The 24,138-nt window shown below is 69.1% G+C and carries 28 protein-coding genes; 17 read left to right on the forward strand and 11 right to left on the reverse strand.

Features of this window, described 5'->3' with window-relative positions; all coding sequences use genetic code 11:
• Positions 1-75: 75 nt before the first annotated feature.
• Positions 76-738, forward strand: a complete 663-nt coding sequence (locus ACSQ2H_RS18315) for a class I SAM-dependent methyltransferase (RefSeq protein ID WP_436062812.1) — start codon at positions 76-78, stop codon at positions 736-738.
• Between the two features lie 46 nt (positions 739-784).
• Entirely contained in the window at positions 785-1,126 is a 342-nt protein-coding gene (locus ACSQ2H_RS18320; protein ID WP_436063585.1) for a VOC family protein, read from the forward strand.
• On the opposite strand, the gene ACSQ2H_RS18325 is transcribed toward ACSQ2H_RS18320, so the two are convergent.
• Positions 1,123-1,641, reverse strand: a complete 519-nt coding sequence (locus ACSQ2H_RS18325; protein ID WP_436062813.1) for a hypothetical protein — start codon at positions 1,639-1,641, stop codon at positions 1,123-1,125. The two genes, ACSQ2H_RS18320 and ACSQ2H_RS18325, sit on opposite strands and share 4 nt — an antisense overlap.
• A 41-nt stretch (positions 1,642-1,682) precedes the next feature.
• Between ACSQ2H_RS18325 and ACSQ2H_RS18330 the strand changes: the two genes are divergently transcribed.
• The gene (locus ACSQ2H_RS18330) at positions 1,683-2,189 is read left to right on the forward strand and encodes a YkgJ family cysteine cluster protein (protein WP_436062814.1); all 507 of its coding nucleotides are present in this window, start codon (positions 1,683-1,685) and stop codon (positions 2,187-2,189) included.
• On the opposite strand, the gene ACSQ2H_RS18335 is transcribed toward ACSQ2H_RS18330, so the two are convergent.
• On the reverse strand, positions 2,186-2,476 hold the full coding sequence (locus tag ACSQ2H_RS18335; protein ID WP_436062815.1) for a hypothetical protein: 291 nt from the start codon (positions 2,474-2,476) through the stop codon (positions 2,186-2,188). The two genes, ACSQ2H_RS18330 and ACSQ2H_RS18335, sit on opposite strands and share 4 nt — an antisense overlap.
• 164 nt (positions 2,477-2,640) lie before the next feature.
• Here ACSQ2H_RS18335 and ggt point away from each other — a divergent pair, with 164 nt between their 5' ends.
• The 4 genes from ggt (at position 2,641) to ACSQ2H_RS18355 (ending at position 5,607) form a co-directional block, all read left to right on the forward strand.
• Positions 2,641-4,404: a gamma-glutamyltransferase gene (gene ggt, locus ACSQ2H_RS18340; RefSeq protein WP_436062816.1), complete on the forward strand. Its 1,764-nt coding sequence runs from the start codon at positions 2,641-2,643 to the stop codon at positions 4,402-4,404.
• On the forward strand, positions 4,404-4,982 hold the full coding sequence (locus ACSQ2H_RS18345) for a YdeI/OmpD-associated family protein (protein WP_436062817.1): 579 nt from the start codon (positions 4,404-4,406) through the stop codon (positions 4,980-4,982). Before ggt ends, ACSQ2H_RS18345 begins: the two co-directional genes overlap by 1 nt.
• Positions 4,979-5,320, forward strand: a complete 342-nt coding sequence (locus tag ACSQ2H_RS18350) for an MmcQ/YjbR family DNA-binding protein (RefSeq protein ID WP_436062818.1) — start codon at positions 4,979-4,981, stop codon at positions 5,318-5,320. Before ACSQ2H_RS18345 ends, ACSQ2H_RS18350 begins: the two co-directional genes overlap by 4 nt.
• Before the next feature lie 98 nt (positions 5,321-5,418).
• A complete protein-coding gene (locus ACSQ2H_RS18355) occupies positions 5,419-5,607 on the forward strand; it encodes a hypothetical protein (RefSeq protein WP_183771920.1) in 189 nt (62 codons plus the stop codon).
• A gap of 3 nt (positions 5,608-5,610) precedes the next feature.
• On the opposite strand, the gene ACSQ2H_RS18360 is transcribed toward ACSQ2H_RS18355, so the two are convergent.
• Positions 5,611-5,901 (reverse strand): UrcA family protein, encoded by a 291-nt coding sequence (locus ACSQ2H_RS18360; protein WP_436062819.1) that lies wholly within the window; start codon positions 5,899-5,901, stop codon positions 5,611-5,613.
• Positions 5,902-6,015: 114 nt separating this feature from the next.
• Positions 6,016-6,237 carry a hypothetical protein gene (locus tag ACSQ2H_RS18365; protein ID WP_436062820.1) on the reverse strand — a complete coding sequence of 74 codons (222 nt, stop codon included), beginning with the start codon at positions 6,235-6,237 and terminating at the stop codon, positions 6,016-6,018.
• Positions 6,238-6,380: 143 nt separating this feature from the next.
• On the opposite strand from ACSQ2H_RS18365, the gene ACSQ2H_RS18370 reads away from it, so the two are divergent.
• The 5 genes from ACSQ2H_RS18370 (at position 6,381) to ACSQ2H_RS18390 (ending at position 10,824) form a co-directional block, all read left to right on the forward strand.
• Entirely contained in the window at positions 6,381-7,904 is a 1,524-nt protein-coding gene (locus tag ACSQ2H_RS18370) for a UbiD family decarboxylase (RefSeq protein WP_436062821.1), read from the forward strand.
• Positions 7,905-7,999: 95 nt separating this feature from the next.
• Positions 8,000-8,401 (forward strand): MAPEG family protein, encoded by a 402-nt coding sequence (locus tag ACSQ2H_RS18375; RefSeq protein WP_436062822.1) that lies wholly within the window; start codon positions 8,000-8,002, stop codon positions 8,399-8,401.
• A 43-nt stretch (positions 8,402-8,444) separates the two neighbouring features.
• Positions 8,445-9,776, forward strand: coding sequence for a TldD/PmbA family protein (locus tag ACSQ2H_RS18380; protein WP_436062823.1), 1,332 nt, complete (start codon positions 8,445-8,447; stop codon positions 9,774-9,776).
• Positions 9,776-10,570, forward strand: coding sequence for a 3'(2'),5'-bisphosphate nucleotidase CysQ (locus tag ACSQ2H_RS18385; protein WP_436062824.1), 795 nt, complete (start codon positions 9,776-9,778; stop codon positions 10,568-10,570). Before ACSQ2H_RS18380 ends, ACSQ2H_RS18385 begins: the two co-directional genes overlap by 1 nt.
• A 17-nt stretch (positions 10,571-10,587) precedes the next feature.
• A complete protein-coding gene (locus tag ACSQ2H_RS18390) occupies positions 10,588-10,824 on the forward strand; it encodes a DUF4170 domain-containing protein (RefSeq protein ID WP_436062825.1) in 237 nt (78 codons plus the stop codon).
• Between the two features lie 31 nt (positions 10,825-10,855).
• On the opposite strand, the gene ACSQ2H_RS18395 is transcribed toward ACSQ2H_RS18390, so the two are convergent.
• Positions 10,856-11,521, reverse strand: a complete 666-nt coding sequence (locus ACSQ2H_RS18395) for a fused DSP-PTPase phosphatase/NAD kinase-like protein (RefSeq protein ID WP_436062826.1) — start codon at positions 11,519-11,521, stop codon at positions 10,856-10,858.
• A gap of 74 nt (positions 11,522-11,595) precedes the next feature.
• Positions 11,596-12,153 (reverse strand): hypothetical protein, encoded by a 558-nt coding sequence (locus tag ACSQ2H_RS18400; protein WP_436062827.1) that lies wholly within the window; start codon positions 12,151-12,153, stop codon positions 11,596-11,598.
• Positions 12,154-12,314: 161 nt separating this feature from the next.
• Here ACSQ2H_RS18400 and ACSQ2H_RS18405 point away from each other — a divergent pair, with 161 nt between their 5' ends.
• From ACSQ2H_RS18405 to lpxK, 5 genes are read left to right on the forward strand one after another with little or no spacing between them, the layout of a single operon-like run.
• Positions 12,315-14,087 (forward strand): ABC transporter ATP-binding protein, encoded by a 1,773-nt coding sequence (locus ACSQ2H_RS18405; RefSeq protein WP_436062828.1) that lies wholly within the window; start codon positions 12,315-12,317, stop codon positions 14,085-14,087.
• 8 nt (positions 14,088-14,095) lie between these two features.
• Positions 14,096-14,785, forward strand: coding sequence for a lysophospholipid acyltransferase family protein (locus ACSQ2H_RS18410; protein ID WP_436062829.1), 690 nt, complete (start codon positions 14,096-14,098; stop codon positions 14,783-14,785).
• A 30-nt stretch (positions 14,786-14,815) separates the two neighbouring features.
• Entirely contained in the window at positions 14,816-15,802 is a 987-nt protein-coding gene (locus tag ACSQ2H_RS18415) for a cation diffusion facilitator family transporter (protein ID WP_436062830.1), read from the forward strand.
• Positions 15,803-15,811: 9 nt separating this feature from the next.
• A complete protein-coding gene (locus tag ACSQ2H_RS18420) occupies positions 15,812-17,062 on the forward strand; it encodes a 3-deoxy-D-manno-octulosonic acid transferase (RefSeq protein ID WP_436062831.1) in 1,251 nt (416 codons plus the stop codon).
• Positions 17,059-18,051, forward strand: a complete 993-nt coding sequence (gene lpxK, locus ACSQ2H_RS18425) for a tetraacyldisaccharide 4'-kinase (RefSeq protein ID WP_436062832.1) — start codon at positions 17,059-17,061, stop codon at positions 18,049-18,051. Before ACSQ2H_RS18420 ends, lpxK begins: the two co-directional genes overlap by 4 nt.
• Here lpxK and ACSQ2H_RS18430 read toward each other — a convergent pair.
• The 5 genes from ACSQ2H_RS18430 to ACSQ2H_RS18450 all read right to left on the reverse strand — a co-directional run bounded on the left by ACSQ2H_RS18430 (position 18,048) and on the right by ACSQ2H_RS18450 (position 24,090).
• Positions 18,048-20,000 carry a transglycosylase domain-containing protein gene (locus tag ACSQ2H_RS18430; RefSeq protein WP_436062833.1) on the reverse strand — a complete coding sequence of 651 codons (1,953 nt, stop codon included), beginning with the start codon at positions 19,998-20,000 and terminating at the stop codon, positions 18,048-18,050. The genes lpxK and ACSQ2H_RS18430 overlap by 4 nt on opposite strands.
• A gap of 66 nt (positions 20,001-20,066) precedes the next feature.
• Positions 20,067-21,134, reverse strand: coding sequence for a phosphotransferase family protein (locus ACSQ2H_RS18435; protein ID WP_436062834.1), 1,068 nt, complete (start codon positions 21,132-21,134; stop codon positions 20,067-20,069).
• Between the two features lie 114 nt (positions 21,135-21,248).
• A complete protein-coding gene (gene purD, locus ACSQ2H_RS18440) occupies positions 21,249-22,523 on the reverse strand; it encodes a phosphoribosylamine--glycine ligase (RefSeq protein WP_436062835.1) in 1,275 nt (424 codons plus the stop codon).
• 32 nt (positions 22,524-22,555) lie between these two features.
• A complete protein-coding gene (locus tag ACSQ2H_RS18445; RefSeq protein WP_436062836.1) occupies positions 22,556-23,032 on the reverse strand; it encodes a VOC family protein in 477 nt (158 codons plus the stop codon).
• A 44-nt stretch (positions 23,033-23,076) separates the two neighbouring features.
• Complete coding sequence (locus ACSQ2H_RS18450; protein WP_436062837.1) at positions 23,077-24,090, reverse strand: 2'-deoxycytidine 5'-triphosphate deaminase; 1,014 nt, start codon at positions 24,088-24,090, stop codon at positions 23,077-23,079.
• Positions 24,091-24,138: the final 48 nt, after the last annotated feature.

Genomic DNA, 24,138 nt, shown 5'->3' on the forward strand with positions numbered 1-24,138 from the left:
AAAGGCGAAACCTGGGCGTTCGGTTCCCGCCAATCGCGGCGCGCGCGCTTCGCCCGCCCATGCTAGGGGGCGCGGGTGATCATCCAGACCCTGGAAGGCCGCCGCGCCTTCATCCTCGAAAACACCCGCATCCAGCCGCCGCCGCACACGCCGGAGCTGACGCTTCACCTGGCCGACGAGGTGACGCCGATCTGGCGTCTGACCGAGGAGGCGCTGGCCGAAATCGGGCTGCCGCCGCCCTTCTGGGCCTTCGCCTGGGCCGGCGGCCAGGCGCTGGCGCGGTATGTCCTCGACCACCCGGACGAGGTCGCCGGCAAGCGGGTGCTCGATTTCGCCTCAGGCTCCGGCATCGTCGGCATCGCCGCGATGCGGGCCGGCGCCGGGCACGCCACGGCCACCGACATCGACCCGTTCTGCGGCGCGGCCCTGGCGGTCAACGCCGAGCTCAACGAGGTGCGGATCGACTTCACCGACCAGAACCTGCTGGACGCCCCGCCGCCGGACGTCGACGTCATCCTGGCCGGCGACATCTGCTACGAGAAGCCTTTGGCCGACCAGGTCATGAACTGGCTGGCCGCCGCGCACGTGCGTGGGACCCGGGTGCTCATCGGCGATCCGGGCCGCAGTTACTTCCCGCGCGTCGGGCTGGAAAAGCTGGCCGAGTACGAGGTGCCGACCACCCGCGAACTCGAAGACCGCGAAGTGAAGAAGACCGCGGTGTGGACTCTGCCGGCCTGACGGGCGAAACTGGAACGAATTGAGAACTTAGGTGGCGGAGAGCGTCATGCGCGAAGACGGCAAGATCGACTATGTTGAGCTGCCGGGCGGCGACCTCGTCGCCACCAAGAGCTTCTATCAGTCGGCCTTCGGCTGGACCTTCACCGACTATGGCCCCAGCTACGCCGCCTTCGAGGAAGGCCTGGACGGCGGGTTCGACGCCGACGCCGCCGCGCAGGCGGAGAAGCCGCTGGTCGTGCTCTACGCCCACGACCTGGAGGCTATGGCCGCGAAGGTGCAAGCCGCCGGCGGCGCCATCGTCAAGCCGATCTTCAGCTTCCCGGGCGGCCGACGTTTCCATTTCCGCGACCCGTCCGGCAACGAGCTGGCGGTCTGGTCGGAGAGCTAGCGGTGAGCGAATTCGCTGTTTGACTGCGGAACGCCCGCTTGGCTCAGGAGGCCCTCCAGTACTGTAGAGGGCCCAGCATAGTCGACGGCGCCGACCCTTTCGCCATTCAGATAGACCACGACACGGCTACACTCGTCGCAAACCAGATAGTCGTAGACGCGACCATCCGCGACGATGCGTAGAGCTTGTCGGGGCTGGAAACATGCGACCAGCCATTCGTTCTCGACGATGCCGTCAGCGATCTGGCGAGTCGCCTTGACCGTATCGGCGGGTCCGAGTCGCACCTTTCCCAAGGTCGCATAGCCGTTGAGGTGCGGAAGCCCGACATCGCTTGTGACGGGCTCAAGGGAATAGAGGGTCGCGGCCCGCGCACTCGTCAGGACAACGAGGGCTCGCGCCATCTCGGGCTCACGCTCGCCGCGAACACAGCCGCTCAGGATGCAAGCGACAACACCCAACGTCAGCAAAGCCCGCCCAATCACATCATCCCCCGTCGCCGAACCGTCACGCATCATCGCTATCGTCCGCCGCCGGACGATGACGGGAGACGGGCGCGATGGGCAAGAGCTGCGGCGAGTGCGGCATGTGCTGCAAGCTGCTGGCGATTCAGGCCCTGGACAAGCCGGCTGGGGCCTGGTGCGGGCACTTCAAGCGCGCAGCGGGCTGCGGGGTGTATGACGGCCGGCCGCCGGCCTGCCGTGGCTTCATCTGCCTGTGGCTCGACTCCGAGAAGCTGGACGACGCCTGGCGGCCCGACCGCGCCAAATTCCTGATGTACACCGAACAGGACGGCCGGCGGCTGAACGTCATCGTCGATCCGAGCCAGCCCGGCGCCTGGAAGCGCGAGCCGTACTACCGGCGCCTGAAGGCGATGTCGGAGCTGGCCATGGAGGGCCGCGAGCTGGTGGTCTGCATCGGCGACCGCCGCATCGTCGTCTTCCCGCACGAAGACGTCGACCTGGGCCTGGTCGATCCCGAGCACAAGCTGGTCAGCGGCTACGCCGAGCGTGACGGCATGATGGTGCCGTACGCGATGATCCTGAGCGACGTGGAAGCCAGCTAGGTCAGCTGGGAGATCATGGTCGGATCGCAGGTGGTGGCGAGCGCCACGCCGGCCCGATCCCTGGCGAGCGGCAGGAGGCCCTCGTCCGCCTTGGCCGACGGCAAAGTCATCGCGTAGCAGGCCTCGGCCGGGCCGCTCATCGCGCCCAGCAGCCGGACCATGTCCTGCTCGATAATCCAAGTTTCGGCGGCGATCTCGTCGGGCGACGCCTGCTGGCCCGCCATCTGGCTGAACGCCAGAACGGCAAGCAACGCCGCCGACGCCGCCAAGGCGTCGATTGTTCGCATGTCTATCCCCAAAGCCGGCATATAGCCGAGCCGTCCCCCAAAGGGCAATCGGACGGAGACGGAAAGTCCCTGCGACAAGGCGGGACGGCCCGCAGAACCCGCGCGCGCGGGGCAAACTTCACCTTATAGTGGCGCGTCGCCGAGCATTGATTTCTGGAGTTCCCATGCGCCGCCGCACCTTCCTGGCCGCCCTGCCCGCTACGGCTTTCGCCGGCGGCGCGCTGGCGCAGAGCCGCGCCGACAATCCCAACCGCGACCGGCCCGACGTGCACGGCGGCGACCGCATCGACGGCGCGACCTTCGCCTCGCGCAGCGCCGCCTGGGGCGCGAACGGCGCTGCGGCGACCGCTCATCCGCTGGCCAGCATGGCCGCGCTCGACGTCCTGAGGCTGGGCGGATCGGCGGTGGACGCGGCGATCGCGGCCAATGCGGTGCTGGGCCTGGTCGAGCCGATCGCCTGCGGCATCGGCGGCGACTGCTTCGTCATGGTCTGGGATCCGAAGACGCGCCGCGTCGAAGGACTGAACGGTTCCGGTCGCAGCCCCAAGGGCCTTTCGCTGGAGACGGTGCGGGGCCGGGCCAAGAACGGACTGATCCCCTCCTACGGCGCAGTGTCGGTCAGCGTCCCCGGCGCGGTCGACGCCTGGTGGACCCTGCACCTGCGCTACGGGAAGCTGCCGTGGAAGGACCTGTTCGCCCCGGCGATCATCTATGCCGAAGAGGGGCACGCGGTGTCCCAGAACGTCGCCTACTACCTCGACCGCTCGCTCAAGAACTTCACACGCCCGACGGCCGGGATCGAGGAGGTGGAGAACTTCAGGAAAGTCTGGGCCCCGGACGGCCGCACGCCGAAGGAAGGCGAGGTCTTCAAGAACCCGGCGCTGGGCCGCACCTATCGCCAGATCGCCGCCAACGGGCGCGACGGGTTCTATGGCGGCGAGGTCGCCCAGACCATCGAGACCTATTTCAAGCGGATCGGCGGCTGGATGACCAAGGCCGACCTCGCCGCGCATCACGCGCGCTGGGACCCGCCGCACAAGGTCAACTACCGCGGCGTCGACGTCTGGGGCCTGTCGCCCAACAGCCAGGGCCTGGCGACGCTGCAGATGCTGAACATCATGGAGACCTTCGACTTCAAGGCCATGGGTTTCCAGTCGGCGGCGGCGATCCATCATGCCGTCGAGGCCAAGCGCCTCGCCTTCGAGGATCGCGCCAAGTTCTACGCCGACCCCGACTTCTTCAAGGTCCCGACCGAATGGCTGCTGTCGAAGGAGTACGCGCGCGAACGGGCCAAGCTGATCGCGCCCGGAAAAATCCTGACGCCGGTCTTCCCGGGCCAGGCGCCCAGCCGCGGCGACACCACCTACTTCACCACGGCCGACAAGAACGGGATGATGGTTTCGATCATCCAGTCGAACTACCGCGGCATGGGTTCGGGCCTGTCGCCCGACGGCCTGGGCTTCATGTTCCAGAACCGCGGCGAGCTGTTCGCGCTCGAGGACGGCCACGCCAACATCTATGCGCCGGGCAAGCGGCCCTTCCAGACCATCATCCCGGGCTTTGCGACCAAGGGCGGCGATCCCTGGCTGTCGTTCGGGGTGATGGGCGGCGACATGCAGCCCCAGGGCCAGGCGCAGATCATCTCCAACATGGTCGACTTCGGACTCGGCGTGCAGGAGGCCGGCGACAGCCCGCGCTGGCACCATGGCGGCTCGAGCGAACCCACCGGTGAGGCGCAGAAGGGGATCGGGGTGCTCAACCTCGAGAGCGGCGTGCCGGAAGCGACCCAGGCGGCGCTGGCGGCCATCGGCTGGAAGCTGGCGCCCGATCCCGGCGGTTATGGCGGCTACCAGGCCATCGAACGCTGGCCCGGCCGCTACGCGGCGGCGACCGAGATGCGCAAGGACGGCGTGGCCTTGGCCTACTGATGGCGCCGACCTTCTTCGAGACGCCCGAGGCGTTCCGCGCCTGGCTGGAAGAGAACCACGAGACGGCGATCGAGCTCTCCGTCGGCTTCCGAAAGCGAGGCTCGGGCAGGGCGTCCATCACCTGGCCGCAGGCTGTCGACCAGGCGCTGTGTTTCGGCTGGATCGACGGGGTTCGCCACTCGATCGACGAGGAGAGCTATCGCATCCGCTTCACGCCCCGGCGTCCGAAGGGGATCTGGAGTCAGGTGAACATCCGCAGGATCGGGGAGCTCCGCGCCCTGGGCCTGGTTCATCCTGCGGGGCTGGCCGCGTTCGAGGCCGGCAAGGGCCGCACGAACGAGTACTCGCATGAGCGCGACGTGCAGGTCTTCTCCGAGGCCGAGACGGCGAAGTTCCAGGCGAACGCGCCAGCCTGGGCCAACTTCCAGGCCTTCCCGCCGTCGTATCGAAAGGTCGCCATCCACCGGGTGGTCAGCGCCAAGGGAGCCGAAACCCGAGCCAAGCGGATGGCGATCCTCATTGACGCCTGCGCGGACGGGGTGAAGCTGGTCTCCGCGACCAAGAGGGAAGCGCGATGACCCACGACGAAGTCCGCGAATTTGTGCTGGCGTTTCCGGGCGCCGAAGAGGGCACGTCCTACGGTCAGCCGTCGTTCAAGGTGAACGGCAAATTCTTCACCCGTCTGCGCGGCGAAGATCAAAGCCTGGTGCTGCTCGATGTCAGCCACGACGAACGCGAGATGCTGATGGAGGCCGAGCCGGCGACCTTTCACATCACCCCGCACTACAAGGACTATCCTAGCGTGCTGGCCCGCATCGCAGACCTGCACCCCGGGTCGTTGCAGAACTTCCTGGAACGCCGTTGGCGCAAGATCGCGCCGAAGAAGCTCGTGAAGGCCCGCGACGCAGGCGCCTGAGCGCCCCACGGAAGATTTCGTGGAACGGAGATGGCGCGCATCCGCTCAGAGGGGCGATGGTCCGCGCACTTCGCGACGCCAACGGACAGGAGATCCCCATGGCCCAGCCGAAACCGCTCGAACGGTTCGAGTTTGAGGAAACCGACGAGGGCTATCTGCTGACGGTCGCCGGCGCTGGCGGCGAGCCGGTCGCGCTCGAGGTTTCGCCGGACCAGATGGACGCCATCATTGACGCCCTGAACGAAGTCCTGGGCGGCGACGACGACTTCGACGATGACGACGACTGAACGTTAGCGGGTCGCCAGGCCGGTCCGCACCTGGGCCGAAGCCCGGGCAAGGGTCTCACGGTAGCAGTCCGAGCGCGCGATGGCCTGCTTGACCATCCGGACGCTGTCGGCCTGCGCGCCGCACGCTTCCAGAGCGGCGGCCTCCAAGCGCTTTTGAAGCCGGGCGACGTCGGCTGGACGGCCCGCATCGATGTCCCCGATCCTCACCACGGCGGAGCCGTATCCGGCTGGAGCGGCGACTGCAGCGCCCGCGACCAGGGCGAGCGCAGTCGAAACTGCGATGATTTTGAGCATGGCGTTTCCCTACTGCCGAAATAAGCCGCAGCGGCGGGGCTCTGCGGCCTCGTCACGCCACAACGCTTGACAGATATGGGGTTTGCGGCAGCCGCGCCACCGAAAATCGGACGCCTAGAACTCGTCTTCCATCGCCGAGCGGAACTGCTCGAAGATCTCGGCGGCGCGCTCATTGCTGGGCTGCTCCGGCTCCGGAGCGGGCTGCGGCGCAGCCGCGCCGATCAGTCGGCCGGCCACCGCGCCGTTCTGGACCAGCAGCAGTTCCTCGCCCTCCTCTAAGGCGGCGAGCAATTGGGCGAGCTTGGGCGGGAGGTCGTCGAGATCGATGCGCTTCATGACCCGCCGATTTTACCGGCGCCGCGCAGGTGACGCCAGAGCCGCCCCGCCTTTGCGGCATTGGAGCGGGTTGCGGGCGGAAAACCGCTTCGCACTTTTCCTCAACCCGCTCTAGACCAAACGCCAGCACGAATGGAGAGCGCATGGCCTATCGGTCGCTGAGGGATTTCATCGCCAAGCTGGAAGCCGCAGGTGAATTGGTTCGCGTCTCCGAACCGGTCTCCAGCGTGCTGGAGATGACCGAGATCCAACGTCGGCTGCTGGCGACCGGCGGTCCCGCGGTGCTGTTCGAGAACGTCATCCGTGCCGACGGCGAACGCTCGACCATGCCGTGCCTGGTCAACCTGTTCGGCACCGTGAAGCGCGTGGCCATGGGCGTGACCCTTGAGGGCCAGGAGCGCACCACCGCCGGCGAACTGCGCGAGGTCGGCGAGTTGCTGGCGTTCCTGCGCAGCCCCGAGCCCCCGCGCGGCCTGAAAGACGCCTTCGAGATGTTGCCGCTGGCCAAGACGGTCATGTCGATGCGCCCGGCCACCGTGAAGAAGGCGCCGGTTCAAGAGGTCATTTGGACAGGCGATCAGATCGACCTGACCAAACTACCCATCCAGACCTGCTGGCCGGGCGAGCCCGCGCCGCTGATTACCTGGCCTTTGGTGGTGACGAAGGGCCCGTCCGACGAGCGCGAGGACGACTACAACCTCGGCATCTACCGCATGCAGGTGCTCGGCAAGGACAAGACCATCATGCGCTGGCTGGCGCACCGCGGCGGCGCGCAGCACCACCGCCGCTGGAAAGCGGCCGGCAAGCCCGACGCCCTGCCCGCCGCCGTGGTGATCGGGGCCGATCCCGGCACCATCTTGGCCGCCGTGACGCCGGTCCCGGAGACGCTGTCGGAGTACCAGTTCGCCGGCCTGATGCGCGGCGCCAAGGTCGACCTGGTCCAGGCCAAGGCCGTGCCGCTGCTGGTCCCCGCCCAGGCCGAGATCGTCATCGAAGGCCACGTCATGCTGGACGAGTACGCCGACGAGGGGCCGTACGGCGATCACACCGGCTACTACAACTCGGTCGAGCAGTTCCCCGTGTTCAAGGTCAGCGCCATCACCATGCGCAAGGACCCGATCTACCTGACCACCTTCACCGGCCGGCCGCCGGACGAGCCGAGCGTGCTGGGCGAGGCGCTGAACGAGGTGTTCATTCCCCTGCTGCGCCAGCAGTTTCCGGAGATCGTCGACTTCTGGCTGCCGCCGGAGGGCTGCTCCTACCGGATCGCCGTGGTCTCGATGAAGAAGGCCTACCCCGGTCACGCCAAGCGCGTGATGATGGGCGTCTGGAGCTTCCTGCGGCAGTTCATGTACACCAAGTGGGTGATCGTCGTGGACGACGACATCAACGCCCGCGACTGGAAGGACGTCATGTGGGCGCTGTCGACCCGCATGGATCCCGCCCGCGACATCACCCTCGTCGAGGGCACCCCCATAGACTACCTCGACTTCGCCTCGCCCGAGAGCGGCCTTGGCTCGAAGATCGGGCTGGACGCCACCAACAAGTGGCCGCCCGAGACCCATCGCGAATGGGGCGAGAAACTGGGCATGGACGAGGCTACCGTGAAGGCCGTCACCGAGAAGTGGGCGCGCCTGGGCTTGCCTGGCGGCGGAGCAGAGGTCTGACCTCACGAAGGACGTGACCGGGGCAAGCCTTGCCCTTTGCGTAAATCCAAGTCCAACTGCGCGCCTTCGCGGGGGCGATAGAGGGACAATCAAGTATGGACGCCGTGACATCCGGCCACGCTGCGGCCCTATGGGTCGGGCTGCACCTGATTTTGCTGCTGGTGCTGTCGCTGCTGGTCGTGCGCCAACGCCGGCGGCACAAGGTGGCGCTAGGCGACGGCGGGGTGCCGGAACTGGCCCAGGCGATCCGCGCGTTCGGCAATGCGACCGAGTACGTCCCCGCCGCCATGGTCGGCATCGCGGTGCTGGCCATGGTGGATGCGCCGCCGCTGGCGGTGCACCTGACCGGCCTGATGCTGTTCGTCGGGCGCGGCCTGCACGCGTTCGGTCTGTCGCGCAGCGGCGGCGCCTCGTTCGCCCGCTCGATCGGCGTCACCCTGACCTGGCTGGCCTATGTCTTCGCCAGCGTCGCCCTGCTGTTCTACGCCATCGCGTGAGCCGCCGCTTGCCGCGGGGCGCGCATCCCGCCATATGGCCTTGATGGACGAAAACCTCCTCGCAGATGTCGTCTCCGCCGCGCTGAAAGCCGGTGCGGACTCCGCCGAAGCCGTCGGGGCGCAGCGCGCCGCCCTCGGCATCAATGTCCGCATGGGCGAACTGGAGGAGGTCGAGCGCGAGGAAAGCCGCGATCTCGGCCTGCGCGTCTTCGTCGGCCGGCGGCAGGCGACCGTCTCCGGATCGGACATCTCGCCCGAAGCCCGCGCGAAGCTGATCGAGCGGGCCGTGGCGATGGCCAAGCTCGCGCCGGAAGATCCCTATGCCGGCCTCGCCCCCAAGGAGCGTCTGGCCCAGGGGCCGTTCGCCGACCTGGATCTCTACGATCCGCAGGAGTACACTCCGGAATCACTTGAGGAAGTCGCCCGCGCCGCCGAGGACGCCGCCCGCGCCAACCCCAAGATCACCAATTCCGACGGCGGCTCGGCCTCGGCCTCGTCGTCGCACTGGCGGCTGGTGACCTCGGACGGCTTCTCCGGCGTCTACCAGGCCTCCGCCTTCTCGATCACCGCCTCGGCGATCGCCGGCGACGGCGAGACCATGGAAAGCGGCTACGACGGCCGCTCGGCCCGCTGGCGCGGCGACCTGCCCAGCGCACAGTCGATCGGCGAAGAAGCCGGCCGCCGCGCAGCGCAACGCCTTGGCGCGCGCAAGATCGACTCCACCACCGCCCCGGTGATCTTCGAGAACCGCGTGGCCATGTCGCTGATCAGCCCGCTGATCGGGGGCATCGCCGGCCCGTCGATCGCGCGCGGCACCTCGTTCCTGAAGGACAAGCTGAACGCCCAGTTGTTCGCCAAGGGCGTGAATATCGTCGACGACCCGCACAAGGTCCGCGGCCTCGGCTCCTCGCCGTTCGACGACGAAGGCGTCGCCAACCGCCGTTGGGCGCTGATCGAGGACGGGATTCTGACCACCTGGCTGATGAACACCTCGTCGGCCCGCCAGCTGGGGCTGGAAACCACCGGCCACGCCTCGCGCGGGCTGGCCGGCGCGCCTGGCGTGTCGACCACCAACCTGACGCTGGAACCTGGCGCGCACAGTCAGGCCGAACTGATCGGCCAGGCTGGCAAGGGCCTGCTGATCACCTCGATGTTCGGCCCCTCGCTGAACGGCAATACGGGCGACTGGTCTGTGGGCTGCTCGGGCTTCTGGTTCGAGAACGGCGAGTTGGCCTATCCGGTCGCCGAGATCACCGTCGCCGGCAACCTGATCGACATCTACGGCCGGCTGGTCCCGGGCTCCGACCTGGAGATCCGCGGCTCGGCCAACTCGCCGTCGCTGCTCGTCGACGGACTGGCGATCGCCGGGCGCTGATGACGGATCCCGCCCAGGACCTCGAACTGATCACCCAAGCGGCGTTCGACGCCGGGGCGCTGGCCCAGAAGCTGCGCGGCGAGGGTCTGGAGACGTCCTACAAGGAGGGCGACTCGCCGGTCACCAACGCCGACCTCGCCACCGACGCGCTGATCAAGCAGATCCTGACCAGCGCCCGCCCCGACTATGGCTGGCTGTCCGAGGAAACCGCCGACGATCCGGCGCGCCGCTCGCGGCGGCGGCTGTTCGTGGTCGATCCGATCGACGGCACCCGCGCCTTCATCAAGAACCGGCCCTGGTGGGCGGTGTCCGTCGCCGTCGTCGAGGACGACAAGCCGATCGCCGGCGTGGTCTTCGCCCCCGACGTCGACGAGACCTACCAGGCGATCGCCGGCAAGGGCGCGCACCTCAACGGCCAGCCCATTCAGGCTTCCGACCGCGACGTCGTCGAGGGCTGCGGCATGGTCGGCGACGCCCGAATGTTCGCCCATCCCGCCTGGCCGACCCCCTGGCCGGAAATGCGGATCGAAGCGCGCAATTCAACCGCCTACCGGATGTGCATCATCGCCGCGGGGGCCTTCGACGCCACCCTGGCGCTGGTCGCCAAGTTCGACTGGGATCTGGCCGCCGCCGACCTCATCGCCCGGGAAGCCGGCGCCTTCGTGGGCGATCACCGCGGACGGCCGTTCGTGTACAATGGCGTAAAACCTGCACAACCGAGCCTAGTTTGCGCCGCTCCGCGCTTGGCCCCATTGATCCTTGAGCGCGTACGGCATATCGACCTACCCAACTGACCATTTTGGGGAACATCATGCCCGAGAAGCAGCTTCTGCACCTCGTCATCGGCGGCGAACTTGAGGATCTGGAGCACAACACGTTCCGCGATCTGACGAAGATCGACCTCGTCGGCGCCTTCGCCAGCCACGGCGAGGCGGTCGCCGCCTGGCGCCGCAAGGCGCAGGAAACCGTCGACAACGCGCACATGCGCTACTTCGTGATCCACGCCCACAAGCTGCTGGATCCCGACAAGGACACCGAGCACGACTAGGTGACGCGCGGCCTCTCCCGCCAGGGAGGGGCTATTCGCGCTTCAGGATGCCTTCGGTGAGCAGGCGGCCCCACATCTGGGCGCGGAAGTCGGCCTTGATGCCGGCCTCGTCGTAGGCGTCGCTGTCGACCCACTCCAGGAAGCTCTGCCCCTTGGGCTCGCCTTCGGCCAGATAGCGCTCGAAGGTGTAGTCCAGCACCCCGGTCTTGCCCTGCTTCACATGCAGGTAGCGGATGTGCAGCTGATCCAGCGCCTCCCGGATCGGCAGGCCCTTGCGGAAGTGCATGTAGAACACGCTCATGATGCCGGCCCGGTCCGCGCCGGACTTGCAGTGCATCAGCGCCGGGTACTCGATCGTCTCGAACAGCTCCTTGGCGCCGTGCACGCGCGCGCGGCTGGGGACCTCACGCGAGGTGATGGTGAAGTCGACCATCTTCAGGCCCAGGCGCTCGCAGGCGTCCTTCTCCAGCGCGTGGAAGCTGGCGTCGAACCCGCCGCGCAGGTTGATCACCGTCTTGATGCCGCGCTTCTTCCACTCGGCCAGCTGATGGGGCCAGGGCTGGTTGGTGCGCACCAGTTCGTCGCTGATCCAATGGGCGTTGGAGAAGCCCAGGCGCAGATAGGCGTGATCCTTCCAGAGATAATCCAGATAGGCCGCGGTGCGCCCCTTGGGCGTGGTGAGGTCGAAATCGGCCAAGCGAGCTTCCTGCGTTGCGCGCGCCTAGATAGGCGGTTCGAGGCGCCAGCGGAAGCCAAGCGCGACGTCTGGTCCTAGGTCACGGGCTTCAGCACGGCGGTGAACCCCGCAACCTTGCCGCTGCTGGGCATCAGGGCGCAGGTGAAGGTGAAGTCGCGCCAGGACGAGCCAGAGCGCACCTGCCCCGCGCCGGTCAGGCTGCGGGTGCTGACGAGCGTCAGGGTCTTGGGATCGTCGGTGCCCAGGAACACCCGGTCGGCGTTGGGCACCTGCTTCTTCAGCGCGGGCAAGGCGGCCGGCCGGCAGATCACTTCGGCGACCTTCTTGGCGTTGCTCCAGCCGGTGGCCATGCGCCGCTCCTCCGGCGTCTTCAGCCCTGCGATCGACTTGGCGATTGCGGTGTTCTGCGCCCGCGACAGCTCAGGCTCATTGCCGAGCGCGACCGGCGGGGCGGCGGGTGGAACCGGCGTCGTTGCAAGCGCAGGCTTGGCCGGCGGCGTCGCTGGCGCAGCCTTCGCAGGCGCCGGGGCGGGCGCCTTGGCCGCGGGCGCTGCAGGCGCGGCCGGGGACGGCTGCGCAATGGCGATCGCCGGGACGAGCGCCAGGGCCAGGACGGATGCGACGGTGCGCATGACGGTCTCCATATGGGGTGAGGATCGCCGCCGCGCCCGTCGCAACGGGTCAGGATCGGCGGCGCCGTTCGATTTCACCCCGACCGACACCATATGCCGCCTTTGCGCCGGGCCAAGACGCCTTCTTGACTTCCCCGCGCCGAGAGCCGACCCCAGGACCGATGAGCGAGCCCGCCGCCGAACTTTCCACCCGCGCCGTCGTCGCCCGGATCGCGCGCGTCTACATGGCGCCGCGTTGGAAGGGCTGGACCGTGGCGATGATCGCCGCGATCGCGGTGGCCTATCTGAGCGCCAGCCTGATCCAGATCCTCGAGCCGGCGATCAACGACCTGCTGGTCAACCACAAGCCCGGAACCTTGCTGGCGGTGCCGCTGACCATCGCCGGTCTCGCGCTGGCCCGCGGTCTCTCGCAGGTGATCCAGGCGACCCAGGTCAACCGCATCGGCAACGAGGTGGTCGGCCAGGTCCAGGTGCAGCTGTTCGGCAAGCTGGTGCGCGCCGACCTGGCCCGGCTGCGGGCCGGCCACACCGGCTCGTTCGTCTCCTCGGTGCTCTACGACGCGGGCCTGATCCGCGAGGCGGCGACCGCGGGCGTGATCAACTACACCCAGCACCTGCTGACCGTGATCGGCGCGATCGTCGTGATGGTCAGCAACGACCCGATGCTGTCGCTGACCCTGGTGGTGGCCGCGCCGCTGTCGACCTGGGTCATGCGCCGGTTTTCCAAGCGAACGGTCAAGGCCACCAAGGGCGCGATGGCCGAGACATCGGCCCTCTCCACCGCGATCATGGAAAGCCTCGACGGCGTGCGGGTGGTGAAGATCGAGAACCGCGAGGCCTATGAGGAAGAGCGTGTGGCCGAAGTGGTCAAGCGCCGCCAGAAGTTCCTGGTCAAGGGCGCCAACGCCCGGGCGCGCGCCGCTCCGGCGACCGAAACCCTGATGACGCTTATCACCGCCGGGGTCATCGCCTACGCAGGTTGGCGCTCGCAATCCGGCGGCATGAACGTCGGCGCCTTCGTCGCCTTCATCGGCGCGCTGGGCCTGGCCTCGCAGTCGTTGCGCCAGCTCGCCAACCTGCAGACGGTGATGGCTGAAGGCCTCTCAGCCGCGCGCCGCTTGTTCGCGTCCCTCGACGTCGAGCCGGAAGTCCGCGAACGCCCGGGCGCCAAGCCGCTGGTCATCACCGACGGCACCGTTGCTTTCGACGACGTGGGCTTCGCCTACGGCGCCGAGGACCGTCCCGCGCTGCAGGGCGTCAGCTTCGAGGTCCGGCGCGGCGAGACCGTCGCCCTCGTCGGCCCGTCCGGAGGCGGCAAGACCACGATCCTCAACCTGATTCCGCGCTTCTACGACGCCAGCAGCGGCAAGGTGACGATCGACGGCGTCGACGTCCGAGACGTCACGCTCGCCTCGTTGCGCGACCACGTCGCGCTGGTGACCCAGGAACCGTTCCTGTTCGACGACACCATCCGGGCGAACATCGCCTATGCCCGCCCCGGCGCCACGCCGGAGCAGGTGATCGAGGCGGCCAAGGCCGCCGCTGCGCACGAGTTCATCAGCGCCCTGCCCGAAGGCTACGAGACCCTGGTCGGCGAGGCCGGCGCGCGCTTGTCGGGCGGCCAGCGCCAGCGCATCGCCATCGCCCGCGCCTTCCTCAAGGACGCCCCGATCCTGTTGCTGGACGAGGCGACCAGCGCGCTCGACACCGAGAGCGAAGCCCAGGTCCAGGCCGCGCTGTCGCGCCTGATGCACGGGCGCGCCACCATCCTGATCGCGCACCGCCTGTCCACCGTGCGCGGCGCTGACCGCATCTATGTCATCGAGAAGGGCAAGGTCGTCGAAACCGGCGACCATGCGAACCTGGTCAAGAAGCGCGGCCTTTACGCCCGGCTGGCCAAGAGCCAGGACCTCGACATGGAACCCGCGCTTTGAAGAACCTGTTGCGTAGCCCCGGCGTCCAGACGTTCCTGAGCTGGCTGCTGTGGCTGCACCTGATCGTTACGCTCAAGAGCCGCCGCTGGACGCATGACAACCTGGCCTGCGTGGAGCCCGTCCTGCAGGACGGCAAGCCGGCGGTGGGGCTGTTCTGGCACGGCAGCATCCCGCTGTGCCTGGGCCTGGCGCCGGTCTGGTGGCGGCGCGACAAGGTCCGTTGCATGGTCTCCCCGTCGGCCGACGGGGAATTCATCGCCCAGGCGCTGTCGCGGTCCGGCTTCCCGGCCATCCGCACCTCCTCGGCCAAGAAGGGCGACACCACCAAGGCCCGCCAAGCCGTCGCCGCGATCCGCGAGGCGATGAACTGGGTCAATGACGGCGGCGTGCTGATCGTGACGCCCGACGGTCCGCGCGGTCCGGCCGAGGTGATCGCCCCCGGCTCGCTGCAGATTGCGCGCAAGACCGGCGCGCCGATCTATCTGATGGGACTGGCGGTTTCGCCGGCCATCGTGCTCGACACCTGGGACAAGGTCACCTTCGCCTGGCCGTTCGGGCGTGGCGCGACCGCCTGGGACGGCCCGTTCTACGTGCCCGCCGACGCTGGCGAGGCCGAGATCGCCGCGCTGATCGCCGATCTGTCGGCCAAGCTCACGGCCACCACCCAGCGGGCCCAGGCCCTGGTCGGGCGGCGTTGATCCTTCCGCGCCAGGGTGACACATAGGGTCATGGCGCACGACCATCACAGCCATCGGCATGACGACCATGATCACGATCATGGCGGGCACGGCCACGCGCATGGCCATGGTCACTCCCACGGGCCGGGCGGTCACAGCCATGCGCCGAAGGACTTCGGACGCGCCTTCGCGATCGGCGTCGGACTGAACTTCGCCTTCGTCCTGGCCGAAGCCGGCGTCGGCATCTGGTCGGGCTCGCTGGCGCTGCTGGCCGACGCCGGACACAATCTCTCGGACGTGCTGAGCCTGCTGCTGGCCTGGGGGGCGACCATTCTCGCCAAGTCGGCGCCGACCTCGCGCCGCACCTACGGCCTGCGCAAGGCGACGATCCTGGCCTCGCTGGCCAACGCCGTGCTGCTGCTGGTCGCCGTCGGGGTCATCGTCTCCGAAGCCATCCACCGCTTCGCCGAGCCCGCGCCCATCGCCACCTGGCCGGTGATGGCCGTGGCCGCCATCGGCGTCGTGATCAACACCGCTACGGCGCTGATGTTCATGAAGGGGCATGAGGACCTCAACATCCGCGGCGCCTTCCTGCACATGGCCGCGGACGCCGCCGTGTCGCTGGCCGTGGTGATCGGGGCCGGCGTGATCGCGCTGACCGGCCTGCTGTGGATCGACCCGGCGCTGAGCCTGCTGATCGCCGCCGTCATCGTCATCGGCACCTGGGCGCTGCTGCGCGACTCCGTCGACCTTGTGCTGGACGCCGCACCGCGCGGCATGGACGTCGAGGCCGTGCGCACCTGGCTGCTGGCCCGGCCAGGGGTGACCGAGGTGCACGACCTGCACGTCTGGGCGATGAGCACCACCGAGACGGCGATGACCGCCCACGTGACCCGCCCGGAAAACACCGAAAGCGACGCGTTCCTGCACGAGGCCTGCGAGGGCCTGGCCCATACGTTCGGCATCGGCCATGCGACCCTGCAGGTCGAGACCGGGCACTCGGCGGCCTGCCGGCTCGCCAACGCCCACGCGATTTGAGCCCGGCCCTTGCGTCCGCTCTCCCTCGCGCTCTACGCCGCCGCCACAGGGCTGGCCGAGCCGCTCGCGCCTGGCCTGCTGCGCCGGCGCGCCGCACGCGGCAAGGAAGACCCGAACCGCATTGGCGAGCGTCTGGGCCGCGCCAGCCTCGCCCGTCCGCCCGGCCCTCTGGTCTGGCTGCACGGCGTCAGCGTCGGAGAAAGCCTGTCGCTGCTGCCGCTGGCCCAGGCGCTCGCCCGGCCGGGCCTGACCCTGCTGGTCACTTCGGGCACCCGCACCTCGGCCGAGCTGCTGGCCAAGCGGCTGCCGTCCGGTGTGATCCACCAATATGCGCCTGTCGATACTCCGGGGGCCGTGCGCCGGTTCCTTGATCACTGGCGGCCTGACGCCGCGATCCAGGTCGAGAGCGAGCTCTGGCCGAACCTCATCCTCGGCACGAAGGCCCGCGGCGCAAAGCTGGCGCTGATCTCGGCCCGCATGACCCAGTCCAGCGCCGACGGATGGGCCCGCGCGCCCGGCGCCGCCCACGCGCTGCTCAGCGCCTTCGACCTGGTCCTGCCGCAGGATGACGACACCGAGGCGCGGCTGCGGGGCCTGGGCGCGGCCACCGGGCCGCACCTCAACCTCAAGAACATCGGCGCGGCGCTGCCGGCCGATCAGGCCGAACTCGATCGGCTGAGGGCCGTGATCGGCGGCCGCAGCGTCGTGCTAGCCGCCAGCACCCATCCGGGCGAGGACGAGATCATCGCCCGCGCCGCCGCCGGGACAGGCGCGCTGCTGCTCGTCGCCCCGCGGCACCCCGACCGTGGCGAGGCGGTGGCCGCCCTGCTCACCCGGCTGGGCTACGTGACGGCGCGACGTGCGGCGGGCGAGCCGTTGACCGAGGCGACCACAGCCTATGTCGCCGACACCCTGGGCGAGATGGGCCTGTTCTTCCGCGCCTGCGACGTCGTGGTGATGGGCGGCAGCTTCGTACCCGGCGTCGGCGGCCACAATCCGCTGGAGCCGGCGCGGCTCGGCGTTCCGATCCTCACCGGTCCGGACGTGTTCAACGCCGCCTCGACCTATGAGGAGATGTTCGATCGCGTGGCGGCGATCCGCTGCGCGGACGAAGCCGCCCTCACCCGCGACCTACGGGGATTGCTGAACGAGCCGCTGATCGCTCCGCGGATCGGCCGCGCCGCCCTCGCCTATGCCGAACGCCAGGGCGCGGCCCTGGACGAGGCCCTGGCCCTCCTCAAGCCCCTGCTGCCCGCATGAAGCTCTCGACCCCGCGCTGGTGGTACGTCCGCGAGGGCGCGCCGGCCCCGATCACCCGCGCGCTGCTGAAGCCCGTCTCGTGGATCTGGGCGGCGGCGACCGCGCGGCGCATGGCCAAGGCCGAACCGGTCGATCCCGGCGCCCCGGTGATCTGCGTGGGCAACCTCACCGTCGGCGGCTCCGGCAAGACGCCGGTCGTGCGCGAACTGTTGCGCCGCCTGCCCGGCGCGCACGGACTGTCGCGCGGCTACGGCGGGTCCGAGCGTGGTCCGTTGCGCGTCGATCCGGCCCGCCACACCGCCGCGCAGGTCGGCGACGAGCCGCTGATGCTGGCCGCCGATGCGCCGATCTGGGTAGCCCGCGACCGCGCCGCGGGGGCCCTGGCCGCCGTCGAGGCCGGCGCATCCGCGATCGTCATGGACGACGGACACCAGAACCCGAGTCTGAAGAAGGCGCTGTCGCTGGTCGTGGTCGACGGCGAGACCCGCAACGACGTCTGGCCGCTGGGCGACGGGTCGGTGTTCCCCGCCGGTCCGCTGCGCGAACCGCTGGCGGTCGGGCTGGCGCGGGCCGACGCGGTGATCGTCATGTTGCCGGCGGACCTGCCCGAGCCGGACCCGCAACTGCTCGCCGCCCTCGCCGCCAAGCCGGTGCTGATCGCGCGGCTGGAGCCGGCCGAGCCGCCGCCGCCGGGACCGCAGGTCGGCTTCGCAGGCATCGGCATGCCCTGGAAGGTCGAGCGGGCGCTGAAGGCGGCCGGCTGTGAGCTTGTCGACTTCGTGCCGTTCCCCGACCACTTCGCCTACGACGCCGCCGCTCTGAAGCTGATCGAGGGCCGCGCCGAAATCTTCGACGCCGGCCTCGTCACCACGGAGAAGGATTGGGTGCGCCTGCCGCCCGCCTGGCGCGAGCGCGCCAGGGCCTGGCCCGTGCGGGCGGTGTTCGAGGACGAAGCCGCCCTCGAACGCCTGATCGCGCCCTACCGCTAGAAGATCGGCTGGGCGGGCTGCTGAGCGGGCTGCGGCGGCGCGGCTGGGGTCGGCGTCGGGGCTGGCGCGGGCTCGGCCGGCGTCGCGGCCGGGTCGGTCGGCTCCACGGGCATCAGATCGTCGATCGTCAGCTCCGGCGCCTCGACCGGCGGCGGCGCGACGGGGGCCAGGCCGATCTGACGGCCATTGGCGTGCACCACGCCCTTGCTCATCGCGAACCGCGCGAAGTCGCGCCAGATCTCGGCCGGCAGCCCGGCGCCGGCCACGCCGTTCATCGGGCTATTGTCGTCGTTGCCGACCCAGACGCCGATCACCAGATCGCCGACATAGCCGAGATAAAGCGCATCCCGGTAGTCCTGGGTCGTGCCCGTCTTGCCATAGGCGTACTGCGAGACGTTGCCGCCGTTCGCGGTGCCGAAGGTGACCGCGGCCCGCAGCATGTCGCGCAGACCATCGCGCTCCTTGGCCGGCAGTTCGTGCGACGCAGGCTTGCGGGCCTGGATCACGCCGTAGGGGGTCACCGGATAGCGGCCGCCCGCCACGCCGGCATAGGCCGCCGTCAGATCGAGCAGCGTGGTCGGCGCGGTGCCGAGCGCCAGGGTCAGGTCGGGCGGGAACTCTGAGCGCAGGCCCATGTCCTCGGCGGCCTTGATGATCGCGCCGCGGCCGACCTGCTGGGCCAGGCGCGCGGCGGCCACGTTGGACGAACCGGCGAAGGCGTTGCGCAGGTGGATCTCGCGGTTGGCGTAGTGACCCTCGTGGTTCTTCGGCGACCAGTCGGCGATGGTGACCGGCGCGTCGAGGATCAGGCTGTCGGGGGTCATGCCCTGGCGCAAGGCGGCCTGGTAGACGAACAGCTTGAAGGCCGAGCCCGGCTGCCGCTGGGCGTCTGCGGCGCGATTGAACTGGCTGGTCTTGTAGTCGTCGCCGCCGACCATGACGATCACCCGGCCGTCCGGGCGCATGGCGACCAGCGCCGCCTGGGTGGCGTGCAGATAGCCGCCGTGGCGTTTGAGGGCGGTGCTGACGATCTCCTCGGCGCGGTCCTGCAGGATAGAATCCAGCGTGGTCGGGACCATGACTTCACCATAGGCGGCCTCGAACGCCTCGCGCGCCTGGGACGACACCCAGTCGGCGAAGTAGGAGCCGACGGGCAGCTTCTCGCGGCCCGAGCGGACGCTGGCGGGACGCACGCCGCGGGCCTGCTGCGGCGTTATGACGCCCTGCTCAGCCATCGCCGCCACGACGATCCGGGCCCGGGCGCGGGCGGCCTCGAGGTCCTCGGTCGGGGCCAGGCGCGACGGCGCCTTGACCATGCCGGCCAGCATCGCGGCCTCGCCGATCGACAGGGTTTCGGGGGTCTTGTCGAAGTAGTGGCGCGCGGCGGCCCGCAGGCCGAACACGCCGTCGCCGAAATAGACGGTCGAGAGGTAGCGCGAGAGGATCTCGTCCTTCGACAGCCGCGCCTCGAGATAGAGCGCGATCATCGCTTCCTGGGCCTTGCGGCGCAGGCTGCGCTTGTTGCTGAGGAAGGCGTTCTTCGCCAGCTGCTGGGTGATGGTCGAGCCGCCCTGCTGGACCTCGCCGGCCGAGACGTTGCGCTGCAGGGCGCGGGTCAAGGCCTTCAAATCAATGCCGAAATGGCTGTAGAAGCGCCGATCCTCGATGGCGATGAACGCGCCGGAGACATACTTGGGCAGCTTGGTCGCATCGACCGGCTGCTCCTTGTACGAGCCGCGCCGGGCGAACGGCTTGCCGTCGGCGGTGACCAGCACCAGCGTCGGGTCAGGCAGGGGCTCCAGAGCCCGCCCGAGCGGCAGCGACCAGACCATGAAGACGATCACGGCGACCATGGCGAGCACCGCGCCGGCAGCGATCTGCCAGGGGCGGCGACGCCAGATCGGCGGCCGTTCGCGCACGACTTCTGGTGCGCCGGTAAGCTCGGTCATGGGGCTCCGTACTCGGACGTTGGGCGATCGGCCGATCGCCCTCTTCGCACGCCGCCGGGACGGTTGCTAGGCCCCCGCCTTCTGGGCGTAGGTCCAGGCCGACTTGGCCAACTGCGGCACGCGCTCGGCCATCGCCGCGGCCTGCGGGCTGTTGGCGGTGCCGTCACGGACCCGGCCGACAATGCCCTGACAGATCCCGGCCAGGCGGAACATGTTGTAGGACAGGAACCAGTCGAGGTCGTGCAGGCCCGAACGGCCGGTGCGCTCGCAATAGGCCGCGACCGCTTCCTCGATGGTCGGAATGCCGTGCGCCTTGAGATCCGGCAGCTGCGAGATCGTGCCGTTGACCCAGTTCATCAGCAGATAGGTGAAGTCGGCGAGCGGCTCACCCAGGGTGCCCAGCTCCCAGTCGAGCACCGCGATCACGCGCGCTTCAGTCGGGTGGATGACCATGTTGTCCAGGCGGTAGTCGCCATGGACGATCGAGGTGCGTTCTTGCTCCGGCAGGGTCTTGGGCAGCCACTCGATCAGCCGCTCCATCTCCTCGATGTGGGCGGTCTCGGAGGCCTTGTACTGCTTGGTCCAGCGGTCGACTTGCCGGCCCATGTAGTTGCCGGGCTTGCCGTAATCGCCGAGGCCGATGGCCTGGTAGTCCGTGTTGTGCAAGTCGGCCAGGGTCTTGATCTTGGCCATGAAGATCGCGTGGCGCTCGGCCGGCTCGTAGGCGGGGAGCTGCTGATCCCAGAGGATCCGGCCTTCGACCATGTCCATGACGTAGAACATGGTGCCAATGACGCTGTCGTCGGTGCAGAGGCCGTAGGAGCGCGCGACCGGGAAGCCGGTCGGGTAGAGCGCGGTGATGACCTTGTACTCGCGGTCGACCGCGTGGGCCGAGGGCAGCAGCTTGCCCGGCGGCTTGCGCCGCAGGACGTACTTCTTGGTCGGGGTGATCAGCTGGTAGGTCGGGTTCGACTGACCGCCCTTGAACTGGCGCACTTCCAGCGGCCCGGCATAGCCCTCCACATTGGCTTCCATCCAGGCGGCCAGGGCGGCCTCATCGAAACGATGGGACTCAGCGACCTCCTTGGTCCCGCTGTTGAGCTGTTCGCGCTGCTGCTCGGCGGCGTCGGCCATGGCGTTTCCCTCGACGTTCGTACAGTTGTTTGAACCACCATACCGAGGCGCGCGCCCGCCGAGCAAGCACCCAGGCGAATTCCATACCGAATATTCTAAAAAATGACGCAGCCGTCAGGGACGCGACAGCGCTCGCCAGCCGATGTCGGTGCGATGGAAGCCGCCGGGCCAGTCGATCTTCGCCACCGCCGCATAGGCCTTGTCTCGGGCCTCCTGCAGGGTCGCGCCGAGGGCGCAGACATTGAGCACCCGCCCGCCCGAAGCGCGCAGGGTACCGTCGGCGTCGCGCGACGTGCCGGCATGGAAGACCACCACCTCCGGCCCGAAGTCCTGTTCGGCGCCGCGAATGATCGAGCCGGTCACCGGGGTTTCCGGATAACCGTCGGCGGCCAGCACGACGCAGATCGCCGACTCGTCGCGGAAGACCGGCGGCGGCATCTGGGCCAGCGTGCCGTCGGCGCAGGCCACGAGATAGGGAACCAGGTCGCTTTCCAGGCGCAGCATCAGCACCTGACATTCCGGATCGCCGAAGCGGACGTTGAACTCGACCAGCTTGGGACCGTCCTTGGTCGCCATCAACTCGACGAACAACACGCCCTTGTACGGCGCGCCTTCCGAGGCGATGCCGGCGAAGGCCGGCTCGGCCAGCCGCGTGCGGACCTGCTCGATCAGTTCGGGCGTGAAGACCGGGGCCGGCGAGTAGGTGCCCATGCCGCCGGTGTTGGGACCAAGCTCGCCGTCATAGGCGCGTTTGTGGTCCTGGACGCCGCCGAAGACGATGGAGTCCTTGCCGTCGCAGAGCGCGAACAGCGAGCCGATCTCGCCTTCAAGGAATTCCTCGATCACCACTCGCGCGCCGGCCGTACCGAAGCGACCGCCCAGAGCGTCGTCGATGGCGGCTTCGGCCTCGGCCCGGTCCTGGGCGATCACGACGCCCTTGCCGGCGGCCAGGCCGTCGGCCTTGATCACGTAGGGCGGCTTGAACGCGGCCAGGGCGGCCTTGCCGGCCTCTGCCGTATCGCAAACCTTGTAACCAGAGGTGGGCAGGCCGTGGCGGTCGGTGAAGGCCTTGGTGAAGGCCTTGGAGGACTCGAGCTGGCCGGCGGCGGCCACAGGTCCGAAGCACGGGATTTGGGCCACGTTCAACGCGTCGGCGAGCCCGGCTTCGACCGCGGTCTCGGGGCCGATGACCACGAGGTCGGCGGCGATCTCCTTGGCCAGCGCGACCAGGGCGGTCACGTCAGTGACCTTGAGCGGCCGCAGTTCGCCCAGCGAGGCCATGCCGGGATTGCCCGGCGCCATGACCAGACGCTTCACCAGCGGCGAGGCCGCGATCTTCCAGGCCAGCGCGTGTTCGCGCCCGCCCGAGCCGACGAGGAGGATGTTCATGGGCGAGCGTTTGGCGCGCGCAGGCGCGGCGGTCAAGGATGGGCCGCGCCGGGGCCCGCTTCGATCCAGCGCCGGACCGTCGCCCGCGCGCGCTCGGACGTCTTGGCCGCCGGTCTACTGGGCGGGGCGGTGACCTCAAGCACCACACCGTCGGGGTCCTCAAAGTAGATCGACTGCTGGGCGCCGTGATCCTCTTCCCAGTAGCGCACGTCGGCCTCGCGCAACCGCAGCCGCCAGGCGGCCAGCTCCGCCACAGTGTCCGCAGCCACGGCGTAGTGGCGTGCGTCGCGCGGCAGGTCGCGATAGAGCGGCGCCGGCGCGCCCTTGAGCTCGACCAGCACGATCTCGCCGCCGCCCGGCAGCGCGAAGATCATCATCAGCCAGGCGTAGTCGCCCCAGTCGTCGCCCTCATGGGCCTCGACGAGCTCAAGGCCGACGATGTCGCGATAGAAGGCGAGGCTGGCGCCGGCGTCGCGCACCGGAAACACCACGTGGTCAAGCTTCAGCATGCCGACCGTCCTCCATGGGGAGGCGGCCAGCATAGCACACGGGCCTAGCCCCAGACCCGGAAATGCTTGGAGAGCTTGAGGCCCTGGCGCTGATAATGGGACCCGCCCTCGCCGTAGAGACGGGCAGGTTTTGCGGTCAGCGGCTCATAAACCAGCCGAGCGACGGTCTGGCCGTCTTCGAGCAGGAAGGGCGTCTCGTGGCTGCGCACCTCGAGCACGCCGCGCGAGCCGACGCCGCCCGCTTCCTCGGTGCCGAAACCGGGATCGAAGAAGCCGGCGTAGTGAACCCGGAATTCCCCGACCGACGGATCGATCGGGGTCATCTCGGCCGCCTCCATGACCGGGATCTCGACCGCTTCCTTGGAGGCCAGGATGTAGAACTCGCCCGGATCGAGCAGCAGTTCGCCGCGGCGCGGGATCAGCGGCTCCCAGAAGTCCTTGGGATCGTGGCCGTCGACATGGTCCATGTCGACCACTCCGGCGTGACGACGCGCGCGGAAGCCGGCGACGCCGTCGGAGAGGTCGACCCCGACGCTGCGGATCTGGAGCTTCGGCGGCTCGCCGCGCTTCAAGCGCAGCTGGTTCAGCCGCGTGGAGGTCCGCACCAGGATCGAGAAGGTCTGCGGCGCGATCTCGATGAAGGTGGGCCCGGCATAGCCCTCGGCGACGTCGTCGAAGGCGACGGAATTGTTGGTCAGCAGCCGCACGAAGACGTCGACCCGGCCGGTCGAGCTCTTCGGGTTGGCGCGGGCCGAGATGCCCTTGGGCAGCGCGAGGGCCTCCTGCAGCTCGGCGATGTAGACGCAGCCCCTTTCGAGCACCGCGCCCTTGGTCAGGTCGAGCTCGTGCATCGCCACATCCTCGATGCGCTGGGGCACCGTGCGGCCAAGGCCCGGCAGGAACGAGGCGCGCACGCGCCAGGCCCGCGCGCCCAGGCGCAGATCGAGGCTGGCCGGCTGCACCTGGTCGGCGTCGAACGGACGGGAGGACGTGATGGCGCCCGCGGCGATCAGGTCATCGATGGACTGGGAAGGCAGGATACCGGCGGCTTGGCTCATCGCCGCGACACTCGCCGTCCGCCACGAGTCTGGCAAGGCTTCGCACCC

Source organism: Phenylobacterium sp. LjRoot97 (genome assembly GCF_964254345.1).
Classification (GTDB): Bacteria; Pseudomonadota; Alphaproteobacteria; order Caulobacterales; family Caulobacteraceae; genus Phenylobacterium.